The organism is Massilia scottii (assembly GCF_030846495.1).
Classification (GTDB): domain Bacteria; phylum Pseudomonadota; class Gammaproteobacteria; order Burkholderiales; family Burkholderiaceae_D; genus Telluria_A; species Telluria_A violaceinigra.
In genome coordinates this window covers 1-26,639 of sequence record NZ_JAVCWM010000027.1, presented here as the reverse complement: position 1 = coordinate 26,639, position 26,639 = coordinate 1, and the positions used below count along the sequence as shown (strand labels likewise).

General features: G+C 66.3%; 20 protein-coding genes. 12 read left to right on the top strand and 8 right to left on the bottom strand.

Annotated elements, in window-relative coordinates:
• Positions 1-32 precede the first annotated feature (32 nt).
• Positions 33-1,091 (bottom strand): GlxA family transcriptional regulator, encoded by a 1,059-nt coding sequence (locus RBA41_RS27025; RefSeq protein ID WP_306627463.1) that lies wholly within the window; start codon positions 1,089-1,091, stop codon positions 33-35.
• Positions 1,092-1,127: 36 nt separating this feature from the next.
• Between RBA41_RS27025 and RBA41_RS27020 the strand changes: the two genes are divergently transcribed.
• Positions 1,128-2,015, top strand: a complete 888-nt coding sequence (locus RBA41_RS27020) for an MBL fold metallo-hydrolase (RefSeq protein WP_306627461.1) — start codon at positions 1,128-1,130, stop codon at positions 2,013-2,015.
• Positions 2,016-2,061: 46 nt separating this feature from the next.
• On the opposite strand, the gene RBA41_RS27015 is transcribed toward RBA41_RS27020, so the two are convergent.
• From RBA41_RS27015 to RBA41_RS27005, 3 genes are all read right to left on the bottom strand, one after another.
• Entirely contained in the window at positions 2,062-5,193 is a 3,132-nt protein-coding gene (locus tag RBA41_RS27015) for a ligand-binding sensor domain-containing diguanylate cyclase (protein WP_306627459.1), read from the bottom strand.
• 176 nt (positions 5,194-5,369) lie between these two features.
• Positions 5,370-5,870 (bottom strand): YcxB family protein, encoded by a 501-nt coding sequence (locus tag RBA41_RS27010; protein ID WP_306627457.1) that lies wholly within the window; start codon positions 5,868-5,870, stop codon positions 5,370-5,372.
• A complete protein-coding gene (locus tag RBA41_RS27005) occupies positions 5,867-8,128 on the bottom strand; it encodes an EAL domain-containing response regulator (RefSeq protein ID WP_306627455.1) in 2,262 nt (753 codons plus the stop codon). The genes RBA41_RS27010 and RBA41_RS27005 overlap by 4 nt, the downstream gene beginning before the upstream one ends.
• 305 nt (positions 8,129-8,433) lie before the next feature.
• Here RBA41_RS27005 and aroC point away from each other — a divergent pair, with 305 nt between their 5' ends.
• The gene (aroC, locus tag RBA41_RS27000; protein WP_306627453.1) at positions 8,434-9,528 is read left to right on the top strand and encodes a chorismate synthase; all 1,095 of its coding nucleotides are present in this window, start codon (positions 8,434-8,436) and stop codon (positions 9,526-9,528) included.
• A 73-nt stretch (positions 9,529-9,601) separates the two neighbouring features.
• Here the strand turns inward: aroC and RBA41_RS26995 are convergent, their stop codons facing one another.
• Positions 9,602-10,165, bottom strand: coding sequence for a hypothetical protein (locus RBA41_RS26995; RefSeq protein WP_306627451.1), 564 nt, complete (start codon positions 10,163-10,165; stop codon positions 9,602-9,604).
• Positions 10,166-10,481: 316 nt separating this feature from the next.
• Between RBA41_RS26995 and ggpS the strand changes: the two genes are divergently transcribed.
• From ggpS to RBA41_RS26970, 5 genes are read left to right on the top strand one after another with little or no spacing between them, the layout of a single operon-like run.
• On the top strand, positions 10,482-12,800 hold the full coding sequence (gene ggpS, locus RBA41_RS26990) for a glucosylglycerol-phosphate synthase (protein ID WP_306627449.1): 2,319 nt from the start codon (positions 10,482-10,484) through the stop codon (positions 12,798-12,800).
• Entirely contained in the window at positions 12,797-13,666 is an 870-nt protein-coding gene (locus RBA41_RS26985) for a carbohydrate kinase family protein (protein WP_306627447.1), read from the top strand. Before ggpS ends, RBA41_RS26985 begins: the two co-directional genes overlap by 4 nt.
• A complete protein-coding gene (locus RBA41_RS26980; protein ID WP_306627446.1) occupies positions 13,663-14,940 on the top strand; it encodes a family 4 glycosyl hydrolase in 1,278 nt (425 codons plus the stop codon). Before RBA41_RS26985 ends, RBA41_RS26980 begins: the two co-directional genes overlap by 4 nt.
• The gene (locus RBA41_RS26975; protein ID WP_306627445.1) at positions 14,937-15,809 is read left to right on the top strand and encodes a PIG-L deacetylase family protein; all 873 of its coding nucleotides are present in this window, start codon (positions 14,937-14,939) and stop codon (positions 15,807-15,809) included. The genes RBA41_RS26980 and RBA41_RS26975 overlap by 4 nt, the downstream gene beginning before the upstream one ends.
• A complete protein-coding gene (locus tag RBA41_RS26970; RefSeq protein WP_306627444.1) occupies positions 15,796-16,848 on the top strand; it encodes a mechanosensitive ion channel family protein in 1,053 nt (350 codons plus the stop codon). The genes RBA41_RS26975 and RBA41_RS26970 overlap by 14 nt, the downstream gene beginning before the upstream one ends.
• Here the strand turns inward: RBA41_RS26970 and RBA41_RS26965 are convergent, their stop codons facing one another.
• Both RBA41_RS26965 and RBA41_RS26960 read right to left on the bottom strand, forming a co-directional pair.
• The gene (locus RBA41_RS26965) at positions 16,849-18,363 is read right to left on the bottom strand and encodes an HDOD domain-containing protein (RefSeq protein WP_306627443.1); all 1,515 of its coding nucleotides are present in this window, start codon (positions 18,361-18,363) and stop codon (positions 16,849-16,851) included.
• Complete coding sequence (locus RBA41_RS26960) at positions 18,360-20,084, bottom strand: putative bifunctional diguanylate cyclase/phosphodiesterase (RefSeq protein ID WP_306627441.1); 1,725 nt, start codon at positions 20,082-20,084, stop codon at positions 18,360-18,362. Before RBA41_RS26960 ends, RBA41_RS26965 begins: the two co-directional genes overlap by 4 nt.
• Positions 20,085-20,438: 354 nt before the next feature.
• Between RBA41_RS26960 and RBA41_RS26955 the strand changes: the two genes are divergently transcribed.
• The 4 genes from RBA41_RS26955 (at position 20,439) to RBA41_RS26940 (ending at position 23,910) form a co-directional block, all read left to right on the top strand.
• Positions 20,439-22,118, top strand: coding sequence for an isovaleryl-CoA dehydrogenase (locus tag RBA41_RS26955; protein WP_306627439.1), 1,680 nt, complete (start codon positions 20,439-20,441; stop codon positions 22,116-22,118).
• Positions 22,119-22,216: 98 nt separating this feature from the next.
• A complete protein-coding gene (gene upp, locus RBA41_RS26950) occupies positions 22,217-22,867 on the top strand; it encodes a uracil phosphoribosyltransferase (RefSeq protein ID WP_054267939.1) in 651 nt (216 codons plus the stop codon).
• A 10-nt stretch (positions 22,868-22,877) separates the two neighbouring features.
• Positions 22,878-23,249, top strand: a complete 372-nt coding sequence (locus tag RBA41_RS26945; RefSeq protein ID WP_306627437.1) for an Hpt domain-containing protein — start codon at positions 22,878-22,880, stop codon at positions 23,247-23,249.
• A 457-nt stretch (positions 23,250-23,706) separates the two neighbouring features.
• On the top strand, positions 23,707-23,910 hold the full coding sequence (locus RBA41_RS26940) for a cold-shock protein (protein ID WP_010398811.1): 204 nt from the start codon (positions 23,707-23,709) through the stop codon (positions 23,908-23,910).
• Positions 23,911-24,011: 101 nt separating this feature from the next.
• Here the strand turns inward: RBA41_RS26940 and RBA41_RS26935 are convergent, their stop codons facing one another.
• Entirely contained in the window at positions 24,012-24,914 is a 903-nt protein-coding gene (locus RBA41_RS26935; RefSeq protein WP_306627436.1) for a LysR family transcriptional regulator, read from the bottom strand.
• A gap of 164 nt (positions 24,915-25,078) precedes the next feature.
• Between RBA41_RS26935 and aceB the strand changes: the two genes are divergently transcribed.
• A partial coding sequence (gene aceB, locus RBA41_RS26930) for a malate synthase A (protein WP_306627434.1) occupies positions 25,079-26,639 on the top strand: 1,561 nt, incomplete at its 3' end.

Genomic DNA, 26,639 nt, shown 5'->3' with positions numbered 1-26,639 from the left:
GCGTGCACAGGCGGCGCATGCCCGGGCAGCCTTCAGTGCGCCGCCGTTGCCATTTTCTGCCCGAACGTCCTGCGCCAGTCCCTGGGACTGACTTGAAAACGCTTCTTGAAGTGCTGGCGCAATGAAATCGGCGTCTGGAACCCTGCAAGATCGGCAATTTTCTCGACTGACAGGGATGTCGTTTCCAGCAGGTCGCGCGCGCATTGCAGGCGCTCGTTGACCAGCCAGTCGACCAAGGTCATGCCGGTCGCCTTGCTGAAGTGCCGCGTGAACGTGCGCCGGCTCATCGACGTGCGCGCCGCCAGTTCATCGATATGGTGCGACTGGCCCAGATGTTCCCGCAAATAATCGAGCAGACGGTTGACCTGGGCGTCTTGCGTCGATACCGCCATCGGTTGCTCGATGAATTGCGCCTGCCCACCCTCGCGGTGCGGGGGGATGACCATGGTTCTGGCAACCTTGTTGGCGATTTTGGGGCCGTAGTATGCGCGCACGATGTACAGGCAACAGTCGAGCCCGGCACCGGTGCCCGCGGAGGTAATCAGCTTGTCCTCATCCACGTACAGGGCATTCATATCGAGTTTCACGCGCGGAAAACGGGCGCTGAAATCCTTTTCGGCCATCCAATGGGTCGAGGCACTTTTGCCGTCAAGTAGCCCGGCATAGGCAAGCGCATACGCGCCATAGCACAGTCCGACCACATGGGCGCCTCGTGCATGGGCCCGCGACAGTGCCGACACCAGATCCGGTTCCGGATGCGCGTTCAAGTCGTCCCAGCCCGGCACCACCAGGATATCGGCTGCTTCCGTGAGCTCCAGTCCGCCGTCCGGGTGCAGGGTCAGTGCGCGTTCGGCGGTTAACGGCCGGGCGCCCGGCGAGACGATCTTCAGGTCGAACAGCCGCCCTTCAGGCAACTCCGCGTTGAATACCAGATAGGGCACGGCGAAGTGGAACGGGCTGAAGTTGGGATAGGCGATCAGGGCGACGACGGGCGTTTTTGTGGTCATGATGAGCAGAATGGCGGTGGTGGCCCGAAAGTGTCGATAAATGGCTTGTGGGTCAATTTTATAGGGAAGGCGATGCGTCCACAATACGCCTACCGAACACCACCTACATGGAGTAGCAAAATGCAACGAGTAAAAACCCTAGTGATCGCCCTGGCTTTGACCCTTGGCACGGCAACCGTACCCGCCCACGCCGCCAGCGGCGCCTCGGCAGCGGCCACGCAAACGGTGCAGGTGCAGCAAATCCGTAACGCCACCGCGAAGATCAGCTTTGCAGGCAAGACCTTCCTGGTCGACCCGTTCCTGGCCAGGAAGGGCACCTACCCCGGCTTCGCGGGAACGTTCAACAGCCAGCTGCGCAACCCGCTGGTCGAGCTGCCGATATCGGTGAAAGAGATCATGAAGGGCGTCGACGCGGTGATCGTCAGTCATACTCACCTCGACCATTGGGACGGCGGCGCTCACCAGTTCATTCCTAAAACGCTGCCTCTGTTCGTACAGCATGAAGCCGATGCGACACTGATTCGCGGACAGGGCTTCACCAATGTCCGCATCCTCGGGGAGGACACCGTGTTCGAAGGCGTGCAGTTGACCAGGACCGGCGGCAAGCACGGGACCGACGAGATGTACGCCAAGGCGCCGGTGGCCGAAGCGCTCGGTGAAGCGATGGGGATTGTCTTCCAGGCGCCTGGCGCGAAAACCGTCTACATCGTCGGTGACACCGTATGGCGCGCCGAGGTCGACCAGACCCTGGAAAAATTCAAGCCCGAGATCATCATTATCAATGCCGGCGACGCCCGCATGGTCGGCTACAGCGGGTCCATCATCATGGGCAAGGACGATGTGCTTCACGCCTACCAGCTCATGCCGAACGCGACCATTATTGCCACGCATATGGATGCGATCAACCACATGACGGTGAGCAGGAAAGAACTCAGGGAGCATGTCAAGCAACACGGCATCGGGGACCGCGTGCGCATTCCGGCCGATGGCGACATCCTGAAGTTCTGAACGCCTGCATCGACGCGCGTCGATGCTCACTAAACGATCAAGCTGTTCACGCCGGGTCGTTCGACTCGGCCAGTGCCGCCTGCGCCGGCGTGAGCTGGTCGCCTGAACTGATCAGGGTCGCGCGGCCGGTGTCTAACATCGCCTGCGCGCCCAGGTGCAGCTTTTCGATCAGCTCGCGGTTGTCGGCATCGGGCTTGGGCCGCAGTGCGCTCCAGCCGTTGCGGCCATTCGCCTTGACCCAGTACAGCGCGGCGTCGGCCAGTTCCACCAGATGTTCCCAGCTGACGCCCTTGCTGTCGTCCAGATACAGGCCGCTCTCGGCCAGCCCCACCGAACAGGTGAGCGACACCTGGATGCCGTCGCCCAGGTCGAAGACGTGGTTGGCGACCGCGCGCCGGATCCGCTCGCCCAGCACCGGCACGAACTGGCGCGTGCTGGGCCGGCATACCAGCAGGAATTCTTCGCCGCCCCAGCGCACGATGTAGTCGCCCACCCGCACCTGGGCGCGCAGCACGTCCGACACTTGCTGCAAGACGCGGTCGCCCGCGCGGTGGCCGTAGGTGTCGTTGATGCGCTTGAAGTGGTCGATGTCGACCAGCGCGAACAGCAGCGTGTTGTCGCTCGACCCGGTGCGCTTGTTTTCGCGCTCGTAGAAGGCCAGGTCGGCCGGGATCTGGTTGCTCAGGTAGCGCCGGTTGTGCAGCCCGGTGAGCGGGTCGGTCTGGCTGGCCAGTTCGAGCGCGCGGTTGGCCACATGCAGCTGTTCGGTGCGTTCGGCCACCTGCTGCTCGAGCGCGGCGCGCTGCTTTTCGTGAGCATGGCGCTGCAGGCGAAAGCCCCCGTACACGGTGCCGCCCAGGCAGGCCAGCAGCAGTCCGTAAAACCAGCTGGTCTCGTAGAAATGCGGCGCGATGAGGAAGTCCAGGCGCGCCGGCAGCTTGTTCCAGACATCGGCATTGTTGCTGGCCTTGACCTCGAAACTATACGAGCCGGCCGGCAGGTTGGTGTAGTTGACCGAGCGCGGTGCGCCCGCCTGCAGTTCGCGCCAGTCCTTGTCGTAGCCGTGCAGGCGGTAGCGCAGCACCACGCTGGCCGGGTCCTGGAAGCTCAGGGCGGTGAACTCGAACGCCAGGTCGCGCGCATCTTCGCGCATGCGCAGGGCGCCGCCCTGGCCGTGGCGGATGTCGCGCCAGGTGTCGAGCACGCGCACGCGTTCGATCACGGCCGTCGGCGCCGTCATGTTCTTGGTCATGCCCATGGTGTCGAGCGTGACCACGCCATCGCGGCTGGGCAGCCACAGGGTGCCCGCCGGGTCCATGAAGCCCTTGGAAGTGCCGGCGCCGTTGCAGCAGAAACCCTGCTCGCCGCTGCGCCGGTCGCCGCGTTCGTTGAGAAGCATCTCCCCGGAGGCGGTTTTGGCCTGGCCGTTCTGGACCCGGCGCATGTCGGCCAGCGGGGCGCGCAGGATGCCGCGCAGGCCGGCCGACCACAGATAGCCGGCCGCGTCCTCCGTCAGGAAGAACGACGCATTCGGCGGAAAACCCTCGGCGCTGCCGAACTTGTGCCAGCGGCGGCCGTTGAACAGGTAGATTTCCTCGGTCAGCGTGCCGAGCACCAGCGCGCCGTCTTTCAGCTCGGTGATGGCGGTTATGTCCATCCCGGGCCGCAAGCCGCTGTCCAGGCCGATCTGCACCATGCGTTCTCCGCGCAGTTCGTACAAGCCGTCCTGGGTGGTCACCAGCATGCGTCCGTCCTTGAGTTCGCGCACCTGGCGCGCGCGCACGTCGCGCAGGCCCTCGTTCTTGCCGTATTTGGTCAGCGTGGCGCCTTCCAGCCGGAATACGCCTTCGCTGGTCGGAAACCAGAGCACGCCCGTGCGGTCGCGCACGATGCCGTTGATCTGCGCCGCGGCCATCGGCGCGAACAGGGCCGGCGTCTCGACTTTGCCGTCGCGCCACAGCGCCAGGCCGCGCCGCGTGCCGATCCAGATGCGGTCGGCGTCGGCCAGCAGGTTGTAGGCGTGCGGATGCGGCAGCTCGCTGCCCGACAGCACATGGCGGAAGCGCCCGTCGCTGAACACGCTCAGGCCGTCGCTGGTGCCGACCCAGGTGCGCCCGTCCGGCGCGCGTGCCAGCGACCAGACGATCGGTTCGGTCAAGCCTTCCGCCGCGGCCAGGCGCCGGGTCGAGCCGTTCCACAGGCGCACCAGGCCCTGCCACTGGCTGCCCAGCCACAGGTTGCGCTCGCGGTCTTCAAAGGCGGCCAGCACCCCCTTGAAGGCGGCCGGGTTCTTGTCGGGAATGACTTCGGTGGTCTTGCCGTTGCGGATGCGCGCCATGCCGGCGTTGCTGGCAACCCACAGGTTGCGGTCGCTGTCCTGGTACAGCATGGTGGTCGGCGAGTTTTGCAAGACGGGCTCGGTGCCCGCCGCTTCCAGCACGCCGCCGGCGCGCGCAAACAGGCCGACGCTGGTGCCGGCCCAGATTTTGCCTTGCGCCTCGGCCAGCCGCGTGACCACGCCATGGCGCAGGCCGGCCGGCAGCGGTATCAGTTCGGTGTGTTTGCCGCTGCTGTGGAAGATGCCGCCGGTACCGCCGATCCAGATGCCGTCGGCGCTCTTGAGCAGGGCGGTGGCCGGCGCCGGGCTGCCGGGACGATGCACCAGCTTGCCGCCCTCGTAGTCGAACACGCCGCTGGTGGTGGCCACCACCAGCCGGCCCTGGTCTTCGGCCACGGCATGGATGTCGAGCATGGGGAACTGGGTGCTATCGGCGGCGGGGATGATGCGGAACACGCCGTTTTCGTAGAGGGTCAGGCCCTTGTAGGTGCCGATCCAGACGCGCCCGGCGCTGTCGGCCATCAGGCTGCGGATCCACACGCCGGCCAGGCCCGGCTGGTTCTCCGGCGAATAGGTGGTGAAGCGCACGCCGTCGAAGCGCGCCAGGCCATTCTGGGTAGCAACCCAGATGTAGCCTTGCTGATCCTGGGTGACGGCTTGCACGCTGATCTGCGGCAAGCCGTTCTGGATCGACCAGCTGGTGCGCACGAAGTGGTGGAAGGCTTTGTCGGGATCGAGCGCCAGGGCCGGTCCGCTCAGGGCGAGACAGGCGAGCCAGAGCAGTGCACAGCCGCGCCAGGCGCGCCGCGCCAGGCTTGGGGAGCACCGCGAAGTGTTCATCCTCATGCATTCATTCAAGTTGGCGCCCCATCCATTGCAAAGCATGGAGTCGATATTACGTGAACGCAGGCGCGCACGGTGCGATTACGGTGCGGGGAAGGGGCGCTGTTGCCGACGTGCAACGATTGCTTGCTGCTAGGATACTTCGGAGGCGACGGTGGGCGGGTGCTTGCCGTTCAGGCCGCAGCTTTAAGCGCCCCGGCCCGTTCCCAGAACGCCTGGAACGCCTCGCCGCTACTGAATGCGCGGCGCGGCAGCACGAAAATGCCGTTCCCCTCCAGCCGGAACAGGATATATCCCCCCAGCCGGCCCACCGAGGCAATCGCCGCCCATGGCCGCATGCTGTCCTGGTTGCCCGCGCGCCGCTCCAGCCCGGCGTCGGTCAGCGCATAGTGGTGACGCCCCAGCATCGGATTGCCGGCATCGAGCTTGAGCAGCATGGTCGCGATATTGATGGTCAGGGCCGACAGCCCCCCGCCCAGGGCGCCCCCGAGCGCGGCCACCGCCGCCACGCCCAGCGAGTACAGATTGTCCGGCGTGCGCGTCACCAGCACCAGCACGAAGATCGCCAGCGCCAGCACGCCCATGAAAATCCAGTTGCCCTTCAGGCGCGGAATCATCGCCAGCGAAACCAGGAACACATCGCGTTTGGTGATGTCGACCGTCACCTGCATCATGCGCAGCCGGGCAGGGCTTCGTCGTTGAGCCACTCGTACAGCGCCGTGGTGGCCATCGGCCGGGCGAACAGGAAGCCCTGCGCCAGCGGGCAGCCGAGCGACTGCAGTATCTCGGCCTGGCGTTCGTCCTCGACCCCTTCGGCGATCACCGACAGGCCCAGGTTGCGCCCGAGCTGGATCACCATTTCGGCAATGCTGCTGCCGCGCGCCGAATTGGTGATTTCGGTGACGAACGCGCGGTCGATCTTGAGCCGGTCCACCTGCAGTCGCTGCAGGTACGAGAGCGACGAAAAACCGGTGCCGAAGTCGTCGATCGCGATCGATACGCCGGTGTGCTTGATCTGGGCCAGCATCTTGATCAGGAGGTCCGGCTCTTCCATCGCCATCGATTCGGTGATTTCGAGTTCGACGAATTCCGGCGGCGCCCCGGTTTCTTCCAGCGCGGAGCGCAGCATGTCAAGAAAATACGGATGGCGGAACTGCACCTGCGAGACGTTGATCGACATGGTGAACTGGCGGTGCCCGGCTTCGCGCAGGCGCACCAGTTCGTGGCAGGCGCTGCGCAGCACCCACTCGCCGATGTCGATGATCAGGCCCGAATACTCGGCGATGGGAATGAAGCGGTCCGGCGAAATATAGGTGCCGTCGGCGGTCTGCCAGCGCAGCAGCGCTTCGGCGCCCACCGGGCGGCGCGCCACCAGGTCGATCTGCGGCTGGTAGACGACGAACAGCTCGCCCTTGGCGAAGCCGGTGCGCAGCGCGTGCATCATGCGCACGCGTTCGCGGATTTCCACGCCCATGCTGCGCGAAAAATAGAAGTGGCCGGCGCGCTGCTGGCTCTTGGCGCGCTTGAGGGCGATGTCGGCATCCTTGAGCGCATCGGCGCCGCTGCCGTCGTGTTCCGACAGCCGCACCAGGCCCAGGGTGGCCGACAGCTGCACATCCTGGCCGTCGATCGAGAAGGGCGTTTCGAACAGCTCCAGGATCCGGACCGGATTGACCGCCTCGGCGTCGCCCAGCACGGAAAAAATATCGCCGCCGATACGCGCCACGGTGAGCTGCTGGCCGAGGCGCTGCTGCAGGCGGGTGGCCACGGCGACGAGCAGCATGTCGCCGAACTGGTGCCCGAGCGCGTCGTTGGTTTCGGCGAAGTGGTCGAGGTCGACCAGCGACAGGGTGGCGTCGTTGCGCGCCGGCCCGGCCATGGTGGCGTCGAGGATCTCGACCAGGCGCGTGCGGTTGGGCAGCTTGGACAGCTGGTCGTAGAAGGCCGCATTGTGCAGGTGGGTCACCAGTTCGACGTTATCGAGCCCCACGGCGACATTGCTGCAAAACACTTCGAGCAGGCGCTGGTCGATCTCGCCGAGCGCGCGGCCCGGCGCCAGGCAGGCGACGAAATCGCGGCTCGATTTCCCGGCGAAGAACAGGGTGACGGTGCCTGGCTCGTAGATGTTGCGGCGCTGGGCCAGGGTGCGCTCCATGGCCGTGGCGACGGTGGCGTCCTCCAGCGCGGTCAGGTTGCCGGCACCGAGCCGGCGGTAGGCGCCGGCGGTGGCGATGATGTGCAGTTCGCGGCAGCGCCCGTCCGGGCACTCCTGCACGCACAGCACGCCGTTCGGCTCCACGCCCAGGATGTCGGCGATCTGGGCCAGCACGCCGGCGGCGAAGTTCTGCACCCCGTGCAACGCCATCAGCTCGGTGCTGGCGCGCACCACCAGGTCCAGGCCGCGCCGGTTGGCGCTGATCGCGCGGATTTGTTGGTACGAGCGGATCGCCGCCGTCACCGTCGTAAACAGCTTGATGCGGGTCAGTTCGGACTTGGTCTTGTAGTCGTTGATGTCGAAATCGCGGATGGCGTCGATTTCGGGCGCGTAGCCCGGCTGCCCGGTGCGCAGGATGATGCGCACGTCGGCCAGCTTGAGCGTTTCGCGGATGTAGCGCACCAGGTGCAGGCCGGCGTCGTCCTGTTCCATCACCACGTCGAGCAGGATGACGGCGATGTCGTGTTCGTGCTTGAGCATTTCGCGCGCCTGGCCGGCCGAGTAGGCGTGCACGAATTCGAGCGGACGCTGTTGCATGTCCAGGTTGCCGAGGGCGAAGGTGGTGGTCGAGTGCACGTCTTCGTCATCGTCGATGATCATCACGCGCCAAACACCGTTCTCACCCCCGGCTACCGGCGCCGCGGGATGTTCCTCCAAAAATACCAGGTCGTCGTGGTCGTCCTCAAGGTGGTCCAAGGGCGTGCTCGATGGGGGCATGTGTCGCTTCTCCAGGCGTTTCTCGGTAATGACGCGTCGCCAGTATACGTCCAATTGTTACAGTAACGCATATCCATGCGGACAGGGCGACACAGATTGCGGAACAAGCACTGCTTTCCAACAGGATGCCACGAATTCGGCTGACTGTATCTATTAACGATAAGAAAAAGAAATTGCACAACGCACCAAGCGGGTTGATAAAATGCTCAGTCAGCTCGGCAGCGACCGGGCGGCGGTTGGCCGGTGCCGCCAGCAAAAGCGCGCGGGCTGGTAGAATTGGCTTTTCCGCCACTCACTTTCCTATCATGTCCGGCAATTCTTTTGGCAAGCTGTTTACCGTTACAACGTTTGGCGAGTCGCACGGACCGGCCATCGGCTGCGTGATCGATGGCTGCCCGCCCGGCCTGGTGTTGTCCGAAGCCGACATCCAGCCCGACCTCGACCGCCGCAAACCGGGCACCTCGCGCCACGTCACCCAGCGCCAGGAAGCCGACACGGTCGAGATCCTGTCCGGCGTGTACGAAGGCAAGACCACCGGCACGCCGATCATGCTGATCATCCGCAACCAGGACCAGCGCAGCAAGGATTACGGCAATATCGTCGAGAGCTTCCGGCCCGGCCACGCCGACTACACCTACTGGCACAAGTACGGCGTGCGCGATCCACGCGGCGGCGGGCGCTCCTCGGCGCGCCTGACGGCGCCCGTGGTGGGGGCGGCGGCGATCGCCAGGAAATGGCTGCACGAGCAGTACGGCACCGTCTTCATGGGCTGCATGAGCCAGCTGGGCGACATTCCGGTGCCGTTCGAGGCGTGGGAACACGTGCCGAACAACCCCTTCTTTGCCGCCAGCGGCGACGCCGGCCTGATCGCGCGCATGGAAACGGCCATGGATGCACTGCGGCGCGATGGCGACTCGATCGGCGCGCGCATCGATGTGGTGGCCAAAAACGTGCCGGTGGGCCTGGGCCAGCCGATCTACGACAAGCTCGACGCCGACATCGCCTACGCCATGATGGGCATTAACGCGGTCAAGGGCGTGGAAATCGGCGCCGGTTTCCGCTCGGTGGCCCAGCGCGGCTCGGAGCATGGCGATGAGCTGACCCTGGAAGGCTTTGTCGGTAACAATGCCGGCGGCGTACTGGGCGGCATTTCGACCGGCCAGGATATTACGGTGTCGATTGCGATCAAGCCGACCTCGTCGATCCGCACGCCGCGCCGTTCGATCGACAAGGCGGGCAATCCGGTGATGGTCGAGACCTTCGGCCGGCACGACCCCTGCGTGGGGATCCGCGCCACGCCGATCGCCGAAGCCATGCTGGCCCTGGTGCTGATCGACCATGCGCTGATGCACCGCGCCCAGTGCGGCGACGTGCGGGTCGATACGCCGGACATCGCGTAAGGCCGCGCCGCCGGCGCACACGGGCCGGTCTTATTTTTCGACCGCGCCCAGGTCGATCGCGGCGCCATTGACCTCACGCGGGGCGATGCCTGGCTTGAGCTGCCACCGGACCGGATGGGCCAGCGCGTTGCGGCGCGGCGCTGCCCGACAGCATATTGCCCTGGCCGTTCAGCTGGCCGGGTACGGCGCCGTCGCGCCAGCCCGTCGTCGCCCAGTTTTTACCCAGGTTGACGATGCCGCCCGCGGTCCAGCCCGGACCCACGCCCGAATTCGAACGCATCCTGAAGGCCGTCACGCTTGGCGCGGCGACAAACACCTTATTCCGCACTTCGGCCGTCTCTTCGGTGGCCGACAACTGGAACAGCGACACATTCGCGCCCGTCATGTGCACCGTGTTATTGAAGAAGTACAAGGTGCCTTTGCGGAAAATCGGCTCGCCCCAGGTATTGCCAGCAGCGCTATAGAAGTGGTCGCCGCCGTAGTGGATGACGCTGCCATGGTCGCCGTTCTTGACAATCACATTGCCGTAGACGAAGGTCGAACGGTAAGCCGGATCGCGCATGGCGGTGACGGGGAAGTCTTCCGCTTCGACCAGGTCGATCGCGCGGGCGCCCGTTTCGATGCGGTTGTAGCGCACACGCGCAGGGCGGCTGCCCGCGCAACGGGGCGCACGATTGAAATGCGGCGTGCGGCGGCGTGATATAATTCGCAAGCTTTCCGAGAGTTAAGCGCCGCTTAATCTTGCTGTAGTAGTTCTTCAGGCAAGGCGGCGTGCCATCCTGGCCGTTGTTTGCTCTCATCGCCTGGCAAGATGCCGGCGGCGCCGCGCGTCCCGACTCTTGCCCTCCGCCCCGCGCGAATCGGGCCCCTTGCCCCTGATGTTCGCGCTTCGACCCTGGTTCGCCGCTACCCAACCCATGCGCCGGACACATCGTTTCGAAGGATGCTTTGCCATGTCTATCTTATCGCCACTTCAGTGGACCTCCCCGTCAATTTCCCGGCCCTTGCTGCTGGCAACCGACCTCGACGGCACCTTGCTGGCAGGCACCGCCGCCGCCCGGCGCCGCGTGCGCGACTTGTTCAGCGGCGGCCTGGACGGCGCCAAGCTGGTCTTCATTACCGGACGCGGCCTCGAATCGGTGATTCCCCTGCTGAGCGATCCGACCATCCCGCTGCCCGATTACATCATCGCCGACGTCGGCGCCACCATCGTCCACGGCGACCTGCGTCCGGTCGAGCCGCTGCACCATGAAATCGCCGCCCACTGGCCCGGTGCCCAGGTGGTGATGAAGGCGCTGGCGGCGTTTCCCCATCTGCAGCTGCAACAGGTGCCGCAGGAACGGCGCTGCTCGTTTTTCGTCAACGAAGGCGGCATCACGGCGGCGCTGCGCGAGGCGGTCGAGGCGCTCGGCTGCGACCTGCTGTTTTCGGCCGGACGCTACCTCGACGTGCTGCCGCGCGGCGTCGGCAAAGGCCCCGCGCTGGCGCGCCTGGTGCAGGCTGAAGGCATCGACCCGGCCTCGGTGGTCGTCGCCGGCGACACCCTGAACGATTTGTCGATGTTCGAAGCCGGTTTTCGCGGCATCGTGGTCGGCGGCGCCGAACCGGCCCTGGCCGAGCGGGTGCGCAAGATGGCGCGCGTGCACCTCGCCTCGCACGAGGGCTGCGGCGGCATCCTGCAGGGACTGGCCCATCACGGCACCCTGGTCGAGACCATGGCGGCGGCCCAGGCGCGCATCGACCAGCGCGGCCAGGCCGAACTGGTGATGGTGTATCACCGCCTGCCGTACGATGAAGTGTGCGTCGACGGCGTGGTGCGCCAGCAACGCCCGAAAAGCCCCAACGGCATCATCCCGACCCTGCTGCGCTTTTTCGCCGATGGCCGGCCCGGCGCGTGGGTGGCCTGGTCGCAGCAGGAAAGCCGCAATCCGGACGGTTTCGTCAGCCGGGCCAGGGTCGATCCGGCCCGCTATCCCCAGCTCGACGCGGCCCGCATCGCCCTGAGCGCGGAAGATATCGACCTGTTCTACAAAAAGTTTTCCAAGGAAGCGTTTTGGCCGATCATCTTTTCCTTTCCCGACAAGGCCGAGTTCAACCAGGCGCACTGGGAGCGCTTTCTGGAAGTTAACCGCCTGTTCGCCGAGCAGACCGCGCGCGAGGCGGCCGAAGGTGCCGTGGCCTGGATTCATGATTACAACTTGTGGATGGTGCCGGCCTTTTTGCGCCCGCTGCGCCCGGACCTGAAGATCGCCTTTTTCCACCACACCGCCTTTCCGTCGAGCGACGTATTCAATATTCTGCCATGGCGGCGCGACATCATCGGCAGCCTGCTGCAATGCGATTACGTCGGCTTTCACATCCCGCGCTACGTCGAGAACTTCGTCGACGCGGTGCGCTCGTTCGCGCCCATGGAAGTACTCGAGACGGTGTCGTGCGCACCGCGCTTTCTGACCTACGGTTGCGCGCTCGGGGTCGACAAGATGGCCACCTGCATCGACGTTGGCGGGCGCCAGGTTGGCCTGGGCGCCCATCCGGTCGGCACCGATGCCGCGCTGGTGGGCGAACTGGTCGCCAGCGCCGAGGTGCAAGCCGGGATGGCCGAGATCGACGCCTACCTGAACGGGGTCACCGGCATCGTCTCGGTCGAGCGGCTCGACTACGTCAAGGGGTCGCTGGAAAAGCTGCAAGCCTTCGAGCGCCTGCTCGAACAGCATCCCGAACACGCCGGGCGCGTCACTTTGCTCAACATCATTACCCCGGCCGCGCCGGGCATGGAAATCTACGAGAGCCTGCGCGAGGAAGTGGACCGCACGGTGGGGCGCATCAACGGCCGCTTCTCGACCCTGAACTGGGTGCCGGTGCGCTATTTCTACCGCTCGCTGCCGTTCGCCGAGGTGGTGGCCCACTACGGCGCCTGCGACATCGCCTGGATCACCCCGCTGCGCGACGGCCTGAACCTGGTGGCCAAGGAATTCGTCGCCACCAAGCGCGCCCAGGGCAAGAGCGGGGTGCTGATCCTGTCCGAGTTCGCCGGCGCCGCCGTCGAGCTGCATGGCGCGCTGCTGACCAATCCCTACGACCAGGCCTCGATGACGGCCACCCTGCACCAGGCGCTGACCATGGGGGGCGACGAGGCGGCCTACCGCACCGCGCGCATGGCCGCCATCGTCGACGAGCACGACGTGACGCGCTGGGGCGACGAATTCATCACGGCGGTGGCGCGCAGCGGCGCGGACGCGCCGGCGCTGGCCCCGGCCCTGGCGGCCGCATGAGCGAGCTGCTGGTGGCCGGCATGGCCTATCTCGACATTTTCGTGCCGCCGTCGGCGCCGCCGGCGCCGGGCACCGAGGTGTTCGTCGACGCCATCGCGCTTCGCTTCGGCGGCGCCGTCAACAGCGCCAGCGTGGCCGCCGCCCTGGGGCTGCGCGTGAGCCTGGCGGCGCCCGTGGGCGCCGGCCTGGCCGACCTGGCGCTGGGCGCGCTGGCCGCGCGCCTCGGCATCACCCTGCACGGCTGGGGCGCGCCCGACAATCCGGCCGTCTCGCTGGTATATGCCAGCGCCGGCGAGCGCGCCTTTCTCAGCAGCGCCGCCTACGCCGCGCTGGACCGGGTCGCGCGCCTGCCGCAGGCGGCCTGGATCCACGTGCCCGGCCTGGAAGAAGCGGCGCGGCTGGCCGCGCCGCTGGCGGCCGCGCGCCGCGAGGGGGCGAAGGTCTGCGTCAGCGGCAGCTGGGCCCCGCAGCGCCTGGCGGCCCTGGCGCAGCTGGACGGCACGCCCTGGGATGTGCTGGTACTGAACGAAAAAGAGGCCGAGGCCGCGTGCGGCTCGGTGCCGCAAGCTGCCGTGCGCCTGGCCGGGGCGGCGCGCGCGCTGGTGGTCACGTGCGGCGCGGCCGGCGCGAGCGGCTATTTCGGCGCCGCGCCGCTGCACGTGGCCGCCGCGCCGGCCGAGCCGCTCGACGCCACCGGCGCCGGCGACGCCTTTTGCGCCGGCCTGCTGGCGGCCCTGTCGCGTGGCGCCGCGCCCGAGCCGGCCCTGCGCCTGGCGACGGCGGCGGCGGCGCGCATGATGAACCAACGCGGAGGCGTGCTCGAGGAGCCGTCCCGCATCGCGGCCATGGCCGGGGAGATGCAATGACGATATTGACAGTACTGGGCGGAGCAAGCGCCTACACGCCGGGCCTGATGCAGGCCCTGATTGCCCAGGCGGCGCAACTGCCGCTGCGCGCGGTACGCCTGTACGACACCGATGGCGGGCGGCTCGACGTGGTGGCGCGCCTGTGCGCCAACCTGGCGCGCAGCGCCGGCGCCCCGTTCACGGTCACGCCGGCGGCCACGCTCGAACAAGCCCTCGAAGGGGCCGGCCTGGTGCTCAATTCGACCCGGCCGGGCGGACTGGCGGCGCGCCGCATCGACGAGACGCTGCCGCTCGAATTCGACATCCCGGGCCAGGAAACGGTCGGCCCGGGCGGCTTCTTTTATGCCCTGCGCTCGGTGCCCGAGGCGCTGCGGGTGGGGGCGGCGATGGCGCGCCTGGCGCCCGGCGCGATCCTGCTCAACTATACCAATCCGAGCAACATCGTCACCCAGGCCCTGGCCGACCAGGCGCTGGTGCCGGTGATCGGCATGTGCGACCAGTCCGACGAAGACCTCGAAGCGCTCGGCCACGCGCTCGGCGCCGCCGGCACGCCGGGCTTTGCCTGCAACGGCTTGAATCACGCCACCTGGTACCAGGACGTCGGCTTCGGCGCCGAACCATGTGGCGCGCTGGGGCCCGGCCTGGCCGCCCCGCCCGGACTGGACGAGGAACACCAGCTGCGCTTTACGTACGCGCTCGAGATGGCGCGCGCCGAAGGGCGGGGCTGGCCCAACTCCTACCTGCCGTATTACCTGTACCCGCAGGCGTTCGTCGAACAGGCGCGCCGGGTCGGCCCGCGCAGCGACGTGGTGGCCGCCTCGCTGGGCCGCTACTACGCGCACTTCGCCGAAGAGGCCGAAGCGGCCCGGCCGCAGCTGCGTTTTTACCGCGGCTCGGCCGGCTTCGGCGACATGGCGGTCAAGGTCATGCGTGCGCTCTTCGCGGCCGAACCGCTGGAACTGGTGCTGAACCTGCCCAACCGCGGCGCCACCGCCCAGTTCGCCGACGACACCGTGATCGAGACCCGGGTGCGCCTGTCGAAGGACGGCATCGCGCGCACGCCGGTGCCGGCCATGCCGGCCTCGCTGGCGCCGCTGATGGGCGCGCTCGAACGCTACCAGCGCCTGTCCGCCGGCGCCGCCGCCAGCGCGGCCCTGGCACCGCGCATCGCCGCGCTGGCCGCCAATCCGCTGGTGGGCGACGCCGCGCTGGCGGCGCGCATGCTGGCGCGTGCGCGCACCAGTTACGGCGACCTGATCGGGTGGGAAGCATGAGCGCGCGCGCCTTGCTCGACGGCCTCGACTTCGATGCCTACGAACGCGTGGTGATCCTCTCGCCCCACCTCGACGATGCGGCCCTGAGCTGCGGCGGCTTGCTGCACGCGCTGCAGGGGGTCTCGACCCTGGTGGTGACCATCTGCAGCGGCAACCCGCCGGCGCCGGTTGCGCCTGATGGCAGCGTCAGCAAGGTGCCGGCGCGGCGCGGCCACGTCAGCCCGCGCATCCGCCGCAGCGAGGATATCGCCGCGATGCATTCGATCCGGGCCGAATTCGTGCACCTGAGCTTTCCGGACTCGATCTACCGGCGCAGCGCGCACACCAACAAGCTGATCTACCGCAGCGCGCGCGAGCGCTGGATCGCGCCGCACACCGACGACGCCGCCTATATCGAGGAACTGTATCTGCTGCTGCGCCGCATCTGCCTGGACCTGGGGCCGATCCTGCTGGTCAGTCCGCTGGGCATCGGCGACCATGTCGACCACCAGATCACGGCGCGCGTGGCGCTGCGCCTGGCGGCGGCCGGGGCCGGCCTGCTGTTCTACGAAGATTTCCCCTACGTGGCCGATCCGGCCATGGGGCGCGGCGACGCCGACGGCCCGCAGGCGGCCATGGCGCGCCTGCAGCTGGCACCGGCCGAGCGCTTCTCGGTGCCGGTCGACGTCGAAGGCAAGCTGCGCCTGCTGCGCCACTACACCTCGCAGGTGCCGGTGCTGTTCGGCGACGACGAGCGCATGCGCGCGGCCATCGTCGGCCACCAGTACCAGGGCCAGCCGTGCGAATTCTACTGGCGCCCCGCGCCGGCGCGCAAGCGCGCCTTGCAAACGGCAATTCAGGGAAAGGAATCGATGCATGTTGACAATTAGTTTTTGGGGCATTGGCCTGATGGCCTGGGGCATTGCGCTGGCAGTGGCGGCGCTGGCGGCGACCCTGCTGGGCGCGCTCAAGGCGCTGCTCGTGCGCCGCCTGGGCGCGATCGCGGTACGCACCGCCACCTATCTCGACGACGTGGCCGTGGCCGTGCTGGCCGCGACCCACCCCGTGTTCCTGATCCTGGCCGGCCTGTACCTGGGCAGCCTGACCCTGGCGCTGCCGCCGCGCGCCATCACGATCGTCTCGCATGCGGCGGTGGTGGTGCTGCTGCTGCAGATCGCGCGCTGGGGCGACACCGGGGTGCGCGAGTGGCTCGAGCATTACCGCCAGCGCCGCAGCGGCGACGACGTGGCGGCCACCACCTCGACCGCGGCGCTGGGCTTCATCGCGCGCACCGCCCTGTGGCTGGTGATCGCCCTGATGATCCTCGATAACCTGGGCGTGAACATCACCACCCTGATCGCCAGTCTGGGCATCGGCGGCATCGCCGTGGCCCTGGCGCTGCAAAATATCCTGGGCGACCTGTTTTCCTCGCTCTCGATCGTACTCGACAAGCCGTTCGTGATCGGCGACTTCATCATCGTCGACGGCAGCGCCGGGACGGTCGAATACGTGGGCCTGAAGACCACCCGCCTGCGCAGCCTGGGCGGCGAGCAGATCATTTTTTCCAACAGCGACCTGCTCAAGGCCCGGATCCACAACTACAAGCGCATGCAGACGCGCAGGATCGCCTTTTCCATCGGGGTGACGTACCAGAGCACCGAGCAGCAGGTGCAGGCGATTCCGAAGATCGTCGAGGATGCCGTCGGGGCCCAGGCCGAGGCCCGTTTCGACCGCGCCCATTTCAAGGAGTTCGGCGACTCGGCGCTGATCTATGAAATCGTGTACTACGTGCTGAGCGCCGATTACGATGCCTACATGGATATCCAGCAGGGCATCAACCTGGCCTTGTTCCGGCGCTTCGCCCAGGAGGGAATCGAGTTCGCCTACCCGACCCAGACCCTGCACCTGGCGCGCAGGCAGGCGGCCTGATCAGCGCGGCTTGGCTGCCGCGGCGGCCGTTTCCACCTGCTGGCGGCGCACCACGGTCTTGACGATCAGCGCGCGCAGGTCGTTGAGCAATGCGAATTCGGTCTGGCTCAGGTGGATGGCCGGGAAGCTGTCGTCCCAGTCGCCGTAGATGAAGCCGACCGGCTGGCCATTCGACGACAGCGGCAGGATCACGAAACTGCGCCCGCCCGACAGCGCATCCTTCCACCACTGCGGCAGCTTGGCCGCGAACTTGGTGTCGTGCGCGTTTTCGACAAAGATCACGCGGTCGCTGCCGAGCGAGGCATGGAACACGTTGGCGCTGTAGGTATCGTCGAAACCGAGGCCGCCGATCAGGTCCTTGACGCCGTCGCCCAGTCCCATCTTGGCGACGTACCTGTTCTCGCGGCGGTTGCGCAGGAAGGCCACGGCGCGCGAAAAGGTCAGGCCCTGGTACACCGTCTCGAGCGCCATCGACATCATCTGGCCCGGGTTGGCCGTGGCGACGACGTCGCGCATGTCGGACACGCCCGACAGGAGCACCTTGTTGCCCTCGGCGCGCATGCGGCGCGTGGCGATGTCGGCTTCGCGCTTCTCGGCCGGCTTGGCCAGCGGCGCGATCGACAGGTCGCTTGCGGCCGTCTCCTTGGCTTTTTCGATGGCGCTCATCAGATGGTCCGGCGCGACCCCCAGCATCGACGAGAAACTGCTGGCCAGCGCGCGCACGTTGGCGGCGCCCGCTTCGTCGTCGTTCCACAGGGAGCTGGCGCATTGCGACGACATGGTCGACACCGCGGCCAGCCAGTCTTCGTGCGTGAACGCGTCGCCGCGCTCGGCCGGCTCGACCCGGCGCATGCCGTTGATCAGATTTTTCGGCAAGCCCCAGTGTTCGGCGGCGGCGCGCCCGATCGCTTCCATCGTCAGGCCGAGCACCGGCGGCGCGGCGGCGTCTTCGCCGCCGGTGCCGCCGACCGCCTGCAGCGCGGTCCAGCGTTCCGGCATGTAAAAGGTGATCATCATGCGCCCGAGCGTGTGCAGCATCGAGCACACCACCGCTTCTTCGGAGTCGCGCGCGGCGGCGCTGGCGGCGACCTGCTGCGCCACCATCCCGGCCAGCACCGCCTTTTCCATCTCCACGTGGGCGATGGCCGAATCGGGCGAGGCGCGCGTCAGTTCCTCGATCAGCTTCAGGCCCAGCGCCAGGTGGCCGATCGCTTCGGTGCCGAGCACCAGCACCGCCTTGGTGACGGTGTTGATGCGCTGGCCGAAGGCCGAATACATGCCGCTGTTGGCCAGGCGCAGAACCTTCTGGGTCAGGACCGGGTCCGACAGCACCGTTTGCGCCATGCTGAACTGATGCTCGTCCTCGCCGCGCATGGCGCCGAGAATGGAACTGATGGCCTTGGCGAAGCCGGGCATGTCGCCGCGCCGGCGCACCCGTTCCCACAACTGGTTCAGGGTGGCGTCGGCGCTGGCCGGGCCGGGCGCAGCGGGATGGAGCAGTGCGCCGGCAGTCATCGTATCCCCGCCTGCGGTTCGATCGGCATCAGGGACGCGTACAGGTCTTCCCTGAGGGCGGCCATGGCCGCGTGGGCCGGCATCGGTTTGCCGGTCAGGTAGCCCTGGATGTACTGGCAGCCGCGCTGGTCGAGGTAGTCGAGCTGCGCCTCGGTTTCCACGCCTTCGGCCACCACCGACAGGCCCAGGTGCTTGGCCAGGTCGAGCACCGCGTTGCAGATCGCGCCATCCTTGGGCGCGTCGGGCAAGTCCTTGACGAAGGCGCGGTCGATTTTCAGCACCGAGATGGGGAAGCGTTTCAGGTACGCCAGCGAGGAATAGCCGGTGCCGAAATCGTCGATGGCGATGCGCGCCTGTCGCTCGGCCATCTTGACGAGGATCGATTCTGCGTGCACGGGGTCGATCATCAGGGTTCCTTCGGTGATTTCGAGGACCAGCTGGCTGCCGCTCATGCCGGAAAAGGCGAGCGCATGGTCCAGCACCTCGAGGAATTTATCGTTGCGAAACTGGCGCGGGCTGATGTTGACCGAGATGTACAGCGGTCGCTTGGCCACTTCCTCGAACTGCTTGAGCTGCACGCAGGCCGCCTTCAGGGCCCAGGCACCGAGCAGGTTGATCAGGCCATTGGTCTCGGCGATGGGGATGAAGCGCACCGGCGGCACCATGCCCAGGGTCGGGTGCTTCCAGCGCATCAGGGTCTCGAAGCCCTGGATGCGGCGCGTGGGGGCGTCGACGATGGGCTGGTAGTAGAGCAAAAATTCGCCTTCGCGCACGGCCTGGAACATGGCTGCTTCGAGCGAAATGTCGTGTTCCGGCGGGCCGCTGGTGCGCGGGCTGTAGACCAGGCAGCGCGCCTTGCCGGTTTCCTTGGCGCGCGACATGGCGGCGTCGGCCAGTGCGACCAGCTGCACTTCATCTTCGGCGTGCTCGGGAAACAGCGCCAGGCCGATCGAGGCGCCGATGTAGATGGTGTGCTTGTCGACCTCGAACGGCGCCTGCAGGGTGGCCAGCAGGCGCCCCGTGACCAGCTTGATCTGGGCCTCGGTGCAGGTGCCCGGCAGGACCGCGACAAACTCGTCGCCGCCGATGCGCGCCAGCGTGTCGCTGTCGCGCAGGGTCTTGCGCAGGCGCGCCGCGGCGATGCGCAGCACGGCGTCGCCGACCGGGTGGCCCAGGCCATCGTTGACCTTCTTGAAGCCATCGAGGCCGATCGTGGCGACCGAAAAATTCTGGCCCGAGCGGCGCGCGTGGGCGATCACCATGCGGATCCGGTCCGACAGCAGCAGGCGGTTGGGCAGTTCGGTCAGCGAGTCGTGGGTGGCCAGGTGGCGCAGGCGTTCCTCGGTGTCGCGCTGGGCCGAGATATCGCGCCCCACCACCAGCAGGGCGGCGTCGCCGCATCGTTGCAGGCGGCCCAGGCGCAGCTCGAACCAGACATCCTTGCTGCCGGCGTGCAGGCGCACGTCGAGCCGGGTGGGCTGGGCCGCGGCGCCGGCATCGAGCAGTGCGGCGCGCAGCGCGGCCCGGTCGACTTCGGGCGCCAGCGACAGCAGCGTGGCAGCGGCGCCCTGCAGCGCGAACAGGGACCGGGTGCGCTCGCTGGCCGAGACGATCCGGCCCGCCGCGTCGAGCCGGAACACGATGTCGCCGGCCGCTTCCATGAACTGGTCAAGCTCGGTGGCCGTATCGCCGTGGAGAACTGATGGGGCACTGGAGCGCATTGTGAAATCGTTACCTTCGTAGTGTGGCTTGCCGCCGGTGGCCGGGTGCCGGCCTGGTCTAGTTTAACAAATCGCTATCCAATGTGGCACGGAAAGATTCTAGGATGCATCAAAAATCGCCGGTGCGGTGCATCATTTAATGTTGCTTGAGCGAACGCAAATAGCGGGGTGCCAGACGGGCGGGAAAGCAACTCTTGCCCCGTTTTCGCCTTTGGGCTAGGCTGTAGCGCGACACGCCGCCGTTTTTCCGGCCCGGATTGCTATTGTCGCTCACCCTGAGCTTTTCGGGGGTGCGCGCACTTGGATTATGCTGCTTTTGCGCAATATTTTCGGGGCCCGCACCCGTTGAGAACCATGAACCCCTACGATACCCACGACATTTTCAATCAGGCAAGCGCATTCGAGAATATCAACCTGTACGGCTGCGATCCGGCGCTGCAGGAAGCGCTTGTGCGCGAAGGGGCGGCGTGGGCGGGCGATGCCCTGCACGCGCTGGGCGGACAGCTGGGGCGGGCCGAGGTGCTCGACCTGGCGCGCCAGGCCAATGTGAATAAACCCGTGCTGCATCATGTCGACCGCAGCGGGCGCAGGATCGATGAAGTCGAGTTCCATCCGTCCTGGCACCAGTTGATGGCGCTGATGATCGGGGCCGGCGTGCACGCCACGCCGTGGGAGGCGGCGCGGCCCGGCGCGCAGGTGGCGCGCGCGGCCCAGTATATGCTGTTCGGGCAGGTCGAAAACGGCGCCCAGTGCCCGGTCACGATGACCTACGCCTCGGTGCCGGCGCTGCGCCAGGCCGGCGCCATCGGCGCCAAATGGCTGCCCAAGATCCTGTCGCGCCAGTACGATCCGCGCTCGCTGCCGATCGAACAAAAGAGCGGCGCCCTGATCGGCATGGGCATGACCGAGAAGCAGGGCGGCACCGACGTGCGCGCCAACACCACCCGCGCCACCTTGCTCGATGCGGGCGAGGCGCGCGCGCGTTTCGGGGAGGAGGGCGCGGACGCCTGGCGCATCGTCGGCCATAAATGGTTCTTTTCGGCGCCGCAGTCGGACGCCCACCTGATCCTGGCCCGGACCGACGACGCGGGCAGCGCCGGCCTGACCTGTTTCTTTGTCCCGCGCTACCTGCCCGACGGCAGCCGCAATGCGATCCGCGTGCAGCGCCTCAAGGACAAGCTGGGTAACCGCTCGAACGCCTCGTCCGAAGTCGAATTCTGCGACGCCGTCGGCTGGCCGGTGGGGAAGGTGGGACGCGGCATTCCGACGATTCTGGAGATGGGCGGGCACACCCGGCTCGATTGCGTGATCGGCAGCGCCGGCATCATGCGCGCGGCCCTCACGCACGCCCTGCATCACGCGCGCGAACGCGCCGTTTTCGGGCGCCCGCTGGCCGGGCAGCCGCTGATGCAGAACGTGCTGGCCGACCTGGCCCTCGAATCGGAAGCGGCCACCGCGTTCGCGCTGCGCCTGGCGCGCTGTTTCGACAACGCCGCCGATCCGGCCGAAGCGCTGCTGGGCCGCATCCTGACCCCGGCCGGCAAATACTGGCTGTGCAAGCGCGGCCCCGCATTCGGCGCCGAGGCGATGGAAGTCATGGGCGGCAACGGCTACGTGGAAGACGGTCCGCTGGCGCGCCTGTACCGCGAGTTTCCCGTCAATTCGATCTGGGAAGGCTCCGGCAACGTGATGTGCCTGGACCTGCTGCGCGCCTTCGGCAAGACGCCGGCGGCGCGCGCGGCGCTGGCGGGGGAGCTGGCGCTGGCCGGCAGCGCCAACGCGGCATTCAACGCTTTCACCGAACGCCTGCTGGCCGGCCTCGATGGCGCCCAGGGCGACGAGTATGGCGCGCGCCGCCTGGCCGAACGCATCGTGATCGCGGTGCAGGCCGCGCTGCTGCTGCGCCACGCGCCGGGTTTTGTGAGCGCGGCCTTCGTCGCTTCGCGCGTGGCGCTCGATGTGGGCGGGGCTTTCGGGCGCCTGCCGGACGGCGTCGATTGCGCGGCGATCCTGGCGCGCGCGCTGCCGCTCTGACACCTGGCCCGACAATATTCCCGCGAAATGCGGACAAGCGCTCGGTTTGCGGGATAATACGGGTACAAGCCACAACAACGATAACCGAATCGAACTCCATGAAACAAGATCCTCGCTTTCCCAACCTGTTCATCCTCAACCACCCGCTGATCCAGCACAAGCTCAGTCACATGCGCGAACGCGACACGTCCACGCGCACGTTCCGCGAGCTGCTCAAGGAAATCACGCTGCTGATGGGTTACGAGATCACGCGCGACCTGCCGCTGACCACGCGCCAGATCGAAACCCCGCTGGTGACCATCGACGCACCCGTCATCGCCGGTAAAAAACTGGCGATCGTGCCGATCCTGCGCGCCGGTATCGGCATGAGCGACGGCTTGCTGGAACTGGTGCCGTCGGCGCGCGTGGGCCACGTCGGCGTGTTCCGCGACCCGGAAACGCACAAGCCGGTCGAGTACCTGGTGCGCCTGCCCGACACCACCGACCGCATCTTCATCCTGTGCGACCCGATGGTCGCCACCGGCAATTCGGCGGTGCATGCGATCGACGTGCTGAAAAAGCGCGGCGTGACCGACGAACAGATCATCTTCCTGGCCCTGGTGGCCGCGCCGGAAGGCGTGCAGGTGGTGCAGGATGCGCATCCGAACGTGAAGCTGTATGTGGCCTCGCTCGATTCGCACCTCAACGAGCATGCCTACATCGTGCCGGGCCTGGGCGACGCGGGCGACCGCATCTTCGGCACCAAGTAAGCCGCGCGCGATGGCCACGCTGATCGACCAGGAGTTCTTTGCGCGCCTGCACGCGCTCAACGAGAAGTTCGCCGCCAGCGTGCCGGCCACGCTGGCGCGCCTGGAGGAGCTGCGCGCCAGGTTCGACCCGGCCGCCGCCGATGCGGCCCTGGTCAAGGAGCTGCATCAGAGCCTGCATACCATCGCCGGCTCGGCGGCGACGTTCGGGTTCCGCGTGTTCGGCGCCCAGGCGCGCCAGCTCGAGCAGCGCCTGCGCGTGCTGATGGCCTTCGAGCTGATCGCGCCCAAGGACTGGAACGACTGGCTGCACGCGCTCGACGAATACATCGCGTGGGCGCGGCTTGACCCCAAGGCGGCTGTCTACCCGGGCCAGCCTGAGTAAGGCGAACGCCGGCAACGCGGCCGCTGTGCCCCTGTCATGCTGGCCATAGCGGCCTGCGGCTGCCCCTGGCGACGGCACTGGCCTGGATAGCTACCGTTTGTCGATATTTCTGTGAAACCGCAAGAAAACGACAGCGCACGTATTTTTTTGCCAATTGTGCGCGCATGCAAGGTCAAGTGGGCGTATCGTTTGATCTAACGCAAACTTCGGCGGTGTCGATGTTCTATATTCGTCGTACTGCCGCTGCAAATCCGGTGCCGTAAAAGTTGATATTCTGAATTTTTACGGCTTCCGGGAAGTTTATTTTGCAGAGGACGTGTTTTTTGTGTTTTATTCGGTATAATGCGGGATCGTTGTGATTCGAGGTAGTTGTGCAGTCTGTCTGTCATTTCTTTCTTGCTTCGTCAAACGATCTAAAACGGGCGTAAGCCCAACTTAACTGAAATAGGAAATTGTAATGGCAACTGGCATCGTAAAATGGTTCAATGATTCGAAGGGTTTTGGCTTTATCACTCCTGATGAAGGCGGCGAAGATCTGTTCGCTCACTTCTCGGCGATTCAGTCGAACGGCTTCAAATCTTTGCAAGAGAACCAACGCGTCTCTTTCGAAGTAACCGCTGGCCCTAAAGGCAAGCAAGCTTCGAACATTCAGCCAATCTAATCGCTGAGTCAACGACAAAAAATCCTCGGTTTCCGGGGATTTTTTTTGTCCGGATTTTCGTCGGCCCGCCTCGCGCGGGCCGATGGCGTTCCTGGGGTTGCCTAGGTGCGCCAGTAATCGGGCTGCGCGTAGGTGCGGCGCAGGAAGTCCACGAAGGCGCGGATGCGCAAGGGCAGGTGGCGGCGCTGCGCGAACACCGCGTAAATGTCGTTGCCGGGCGCCGCAAAGCGGTCCAGCACCTTGCACAGGGTGCCCGCTTCGATCTCCGTTCCCACTTCCCACATCGAGCGCCACGCCAGTCCCTTGCCGGCCAGTGCCCAGTCGTGCAGCACTTCGCCGTCGTTGCAGACCATGTTCCCCGCCACTTTCAGGGTCACCAGCTTGCCGTTGTCGCGGAAGGTCCAGCCACGCTGGCTGCCTTCGCTGCTGATCGCCAGGCAGTTGTGGCGCGCCAGGTCGGCCAGCGTTTCCGGTATGCCGTGGCGTTTCAGGTAGGCGGGGGAGGCCACCAGCACGCGCTGGTTGTCGGCCAGCTTGACGCCGATCAGGCTCGAATCGGACAGGCTGGCGATGCGGATCGCCACATCGACCCCTTCGCCGACCACATCGACCACGCGGTCGTTCAGGTTCAGGTTGAGCGTGACATCCTGGTGCTCGGCCAGGAACGAGGGCAGCAGGGGTGCGACGTGCTGGCGCCCGAAGCCGGCCGGCGCCGACACCAGCAGGTGGCCGCTGGCGCGCGCGCTGCGTTCGGCGACCGCCGATTCGGCTTCTTCGAGTTCGCCCAGGATGCGCTGGCAGTCCTCCAGAAAGGCCGCGCCTTCGTCGGTGAGCGCCAGTTTGCGCGTGGTGCGCTGCAGGAGCTTGACGCCCAGGCGCGCTTCGAGCGCATCGAGGCGGCGCCCGATCATGGCCGGTGCGATGCCCTCGGCGCGCGCCGCCGCCGACAGGCTGCCGCGCGCGACGACGTCGACGAAGGTGGAAATCTGACGGAACTGCCCCACGTGCTACTCCCTTTCATCTGTGACAAAAACGCACAGATGAATGTATTTTTTGTCTCGTTTAGCTACCAGTTAGTGAATATACTGGATGACAGATGAAACGCCAACGGTCGCCTATACTGGCCGCAGCCGATTTTTTTGCATTCTTTACTTCTACAGGAGCACGCATGAGTATCAATATCCCCGCCGGCATGGAAATCAGCGCCGAGATCAAGCCTGGCTACGACCAGATCCTGACGCCGGAAGCGCTGGCCCTGGTGGCGCGCCTGACGCGCGCGTTCGAACCGCGTCGCCAGGAACTGCTCGCTGCGCGCGTGGCGCGCGCCAAGCGGCTCGACGCCGGCGAGCGTCCCGACTTTTTGCCTGAAACCGCGCAGATTCGCGCCGGCGACTGGAAAATCGCACCGATTCCCCCGGCACTCGAATGCCGCCGCGTCGAAATCACCGGTCCGGTCGAGCGCAAGATGGTCATCAACGCCTTCAACTCGGGCGCCGACAGCTACATGACCGACTTCGAAGACTCGAACACGCCGAACTGGGACAACCAGATCACGGGCCAGATCAATATGCGCGACGCCGTGCGCCGCACGATCTCGCTCGAGCAGAACGGCAAGGTGTACAAGCTCAACGACAAGATCGCGACCCTGGTCGTGCGTCCGCGCGGCTGGCACCTCGATGAAAAGCACGTGCTGGTCGACGGCAAGCGCGTCTCCGGCGGTATTTTCGACTTCGCGCTGTTCATGATCCACAACGCCAAAGAGCAGCTGGCGCGCGGCGCCGGTCCGTATTTCTACCTGCCGAAGATGGAATCGCACCTCGAAGCGCGCCTGTGGAACGATATTTTCGTCATGACGCAGCAGGAACTGGGACTGCCGCAGGGGACCATCAAGGCGACCGTGCTGATCGAAACGATCCTGGCCGCCTTCGAGATGGATGAAATCCTGTACGAGCTGCGCGAACACAGCGCCGGCCTGAATGCGGGCCGCTGGGATTACATCTTCTCGTGCATCAAGAAATTCAAGCTCGATAAGGACTTCTGCCTGGCCGACCGTCCGAAAGTGACGATGACGTCGCCGTTCATGCGCGCCTATGCCTTGCTGCTGCTGAAAACCTGCCACAAGCGCGGCGCCCCGGCGATCGGCGGCATGGCGGCGCTGATCCCGATCAAGAACGATCCGGAGAAAAACGAGATCGCCATGGGCGGCGTGCGCAACGACAAGGCGCGCGATGCGACCGACGGCTACGACGGCGGCTGGGTTGCGCATCCGGGCCTGGTGGAACTGGCGATGGGCGAATTCAAGAAGGTCCTGGGCGACAAACCAAACCAGATCGACAAGCAGCGTCCCGATATCGCGGTGACGGCGGCCGAACTGCTGGACTTCAAGCCGGAAGCGCCGATCACGGAAGCGGGCCTGCGCTATAACATCAACGTGGGTATTCATTACCTGGGCAGCTGGCTGGCCGGCAATGGCTGCGTGCCGATTCATAACCTGATGGAAGACGCAGCGACGGCGGAGATCAGCCGCTCGCAGGTGTGGCAGTGGATTCGCTCGACCAAGGGTGTGCTCGACGACGGCCGCAAGGTCACCGCCGATATGGTGCGTGCGATGATTCCGGAGGAGCTGGCCAAGGTGAAGGAAGTCGCGCCGAATGGCGACAACCCGACCTATGTGCGCGCGGCGGTGATATTTGAAGAGATGTCGACGTCGGAATCGTTTGCGGAGTTCT

What these genes read in the sequence shown, in the direction of transcription:
- RBA41_RS26975 (WP_306627445.1), top strand. Translation starts at nt 14,937, where the DNA reads ATGAGCGCGCGCGCCTTGCTCGACGGCCTCGACTTCGATGCCTACGAA.
- RBA41_RS26960 (WP_306627441.1), bottom strand. Translation starts at nt 20,084, where the DNA reads ATGCGCTCCAGTGCCCCATCAGTTCTCCACGGCGATACGGCCACCGAG.
- RBA41_RS27015 (WP_306627459.1), bottom strand. Translation starts at nt 5,193, where the DNA reads ATGAACACTTCGCGGTGCTCCCCAAGCCTGGCGCGGCGCGCCTGGCGC.
- RBA41_RS26945 (WP_306627437.1), top strand. Translation starts at nt 22,878, where the DNA reads ATGGCCACGCTGATCGACCAGGAGTTCTTTGCGCGCCTGCACGCGCTC.
- RBA41_RS27005 (WP_306627455.1), bottom strand. Translation starts at nt 8,128, where the DNA reads ATGCCCCCATCGAGCACGCCCTTGGACCACCTTGAGGACGACCACGAC.
- RBA41_RS26965 (WP_306627443.1), bottom strand. Translation starts at nt 18,363, where the DNA reads ATGACTGCCGGCGCACTGCTCCATCCCGCTGCGCCCGGCCCGGCCAGC.
- RBA41_RS26985 (WP_306627447.1), top strand. Translation starts at nt 12,797, where the DNA reads ATGAGCGAGCTGCTGGTGGCCGGCATGGCCTATCTCGACATTTTCGTG.
- aroC (WP_306627453.1), top strand. Translation starts at nt 8,434, where the DNA reads ATGTCCGGCAATTCTTTTGGCAAGCTGTTTACCGTTACAACGTTTGGC.
- ggpS (WP_306627449.1), top strand. Translation starts at nt 10,482, where the DNA reads ATGTCTATCTTATCGCCACTTCAGTGGACCTCCCCGTCAATTTCCCGG.
- RBA41_RS26970 (WP_306627444.1), top strand. Translation starts at nt 15,796, where the DNA reads ATGTTGACAATTAGTTTTTGGGGCATTGGCCTGATGGCCTGGGGCATT.
- RBA41_RS26980 (WP_306627446.1), top strand. Translation starts at nt 13,663, where the DNA reads ATGACGATATTGACAGTACTGGGCGGAGCAAGCGCCTACACGCCGGGC.
- RBA41_RS26955 (WP_306627439.1), top strand. Translation starts at nt 20,439, where the DNA reads ATGAACCCCTACGATACCCACGACATTTTCAATCAGGCAAGCGCATTC.
- RBA41_RS26940 (WP_010398811.1), top strand. Translation starts at nt 23,707, where the DNA reads ATGGCAACTGGCATCGTAAAATGGTTCAATGATTCGAAGGGTTTTGGC.
- RBA41_RS27010 (WP_306627457.1), bottom strand. Translation starts at nt 5,870, where the DNA reads ATGATGCAGGTGACGGTCGACATCACCAAACGCGATGTGTTCCTGGTT.
- RBA41_RS27020 (WP_306627461.1), top strand. Translation starts at nt 1,128, where the DNA reads ATGCAACGAGTAAAAACCCTAGTGATCGCCCTGGCTTTGACCCTTGGC.
- upp (WP_054267939.1), top strand. Translation starts at nt 22,217, where the DNA reads ATGAAACAAGATCCTCGCTTTCCCAACCTGTTCATCCTCAACCACCCG.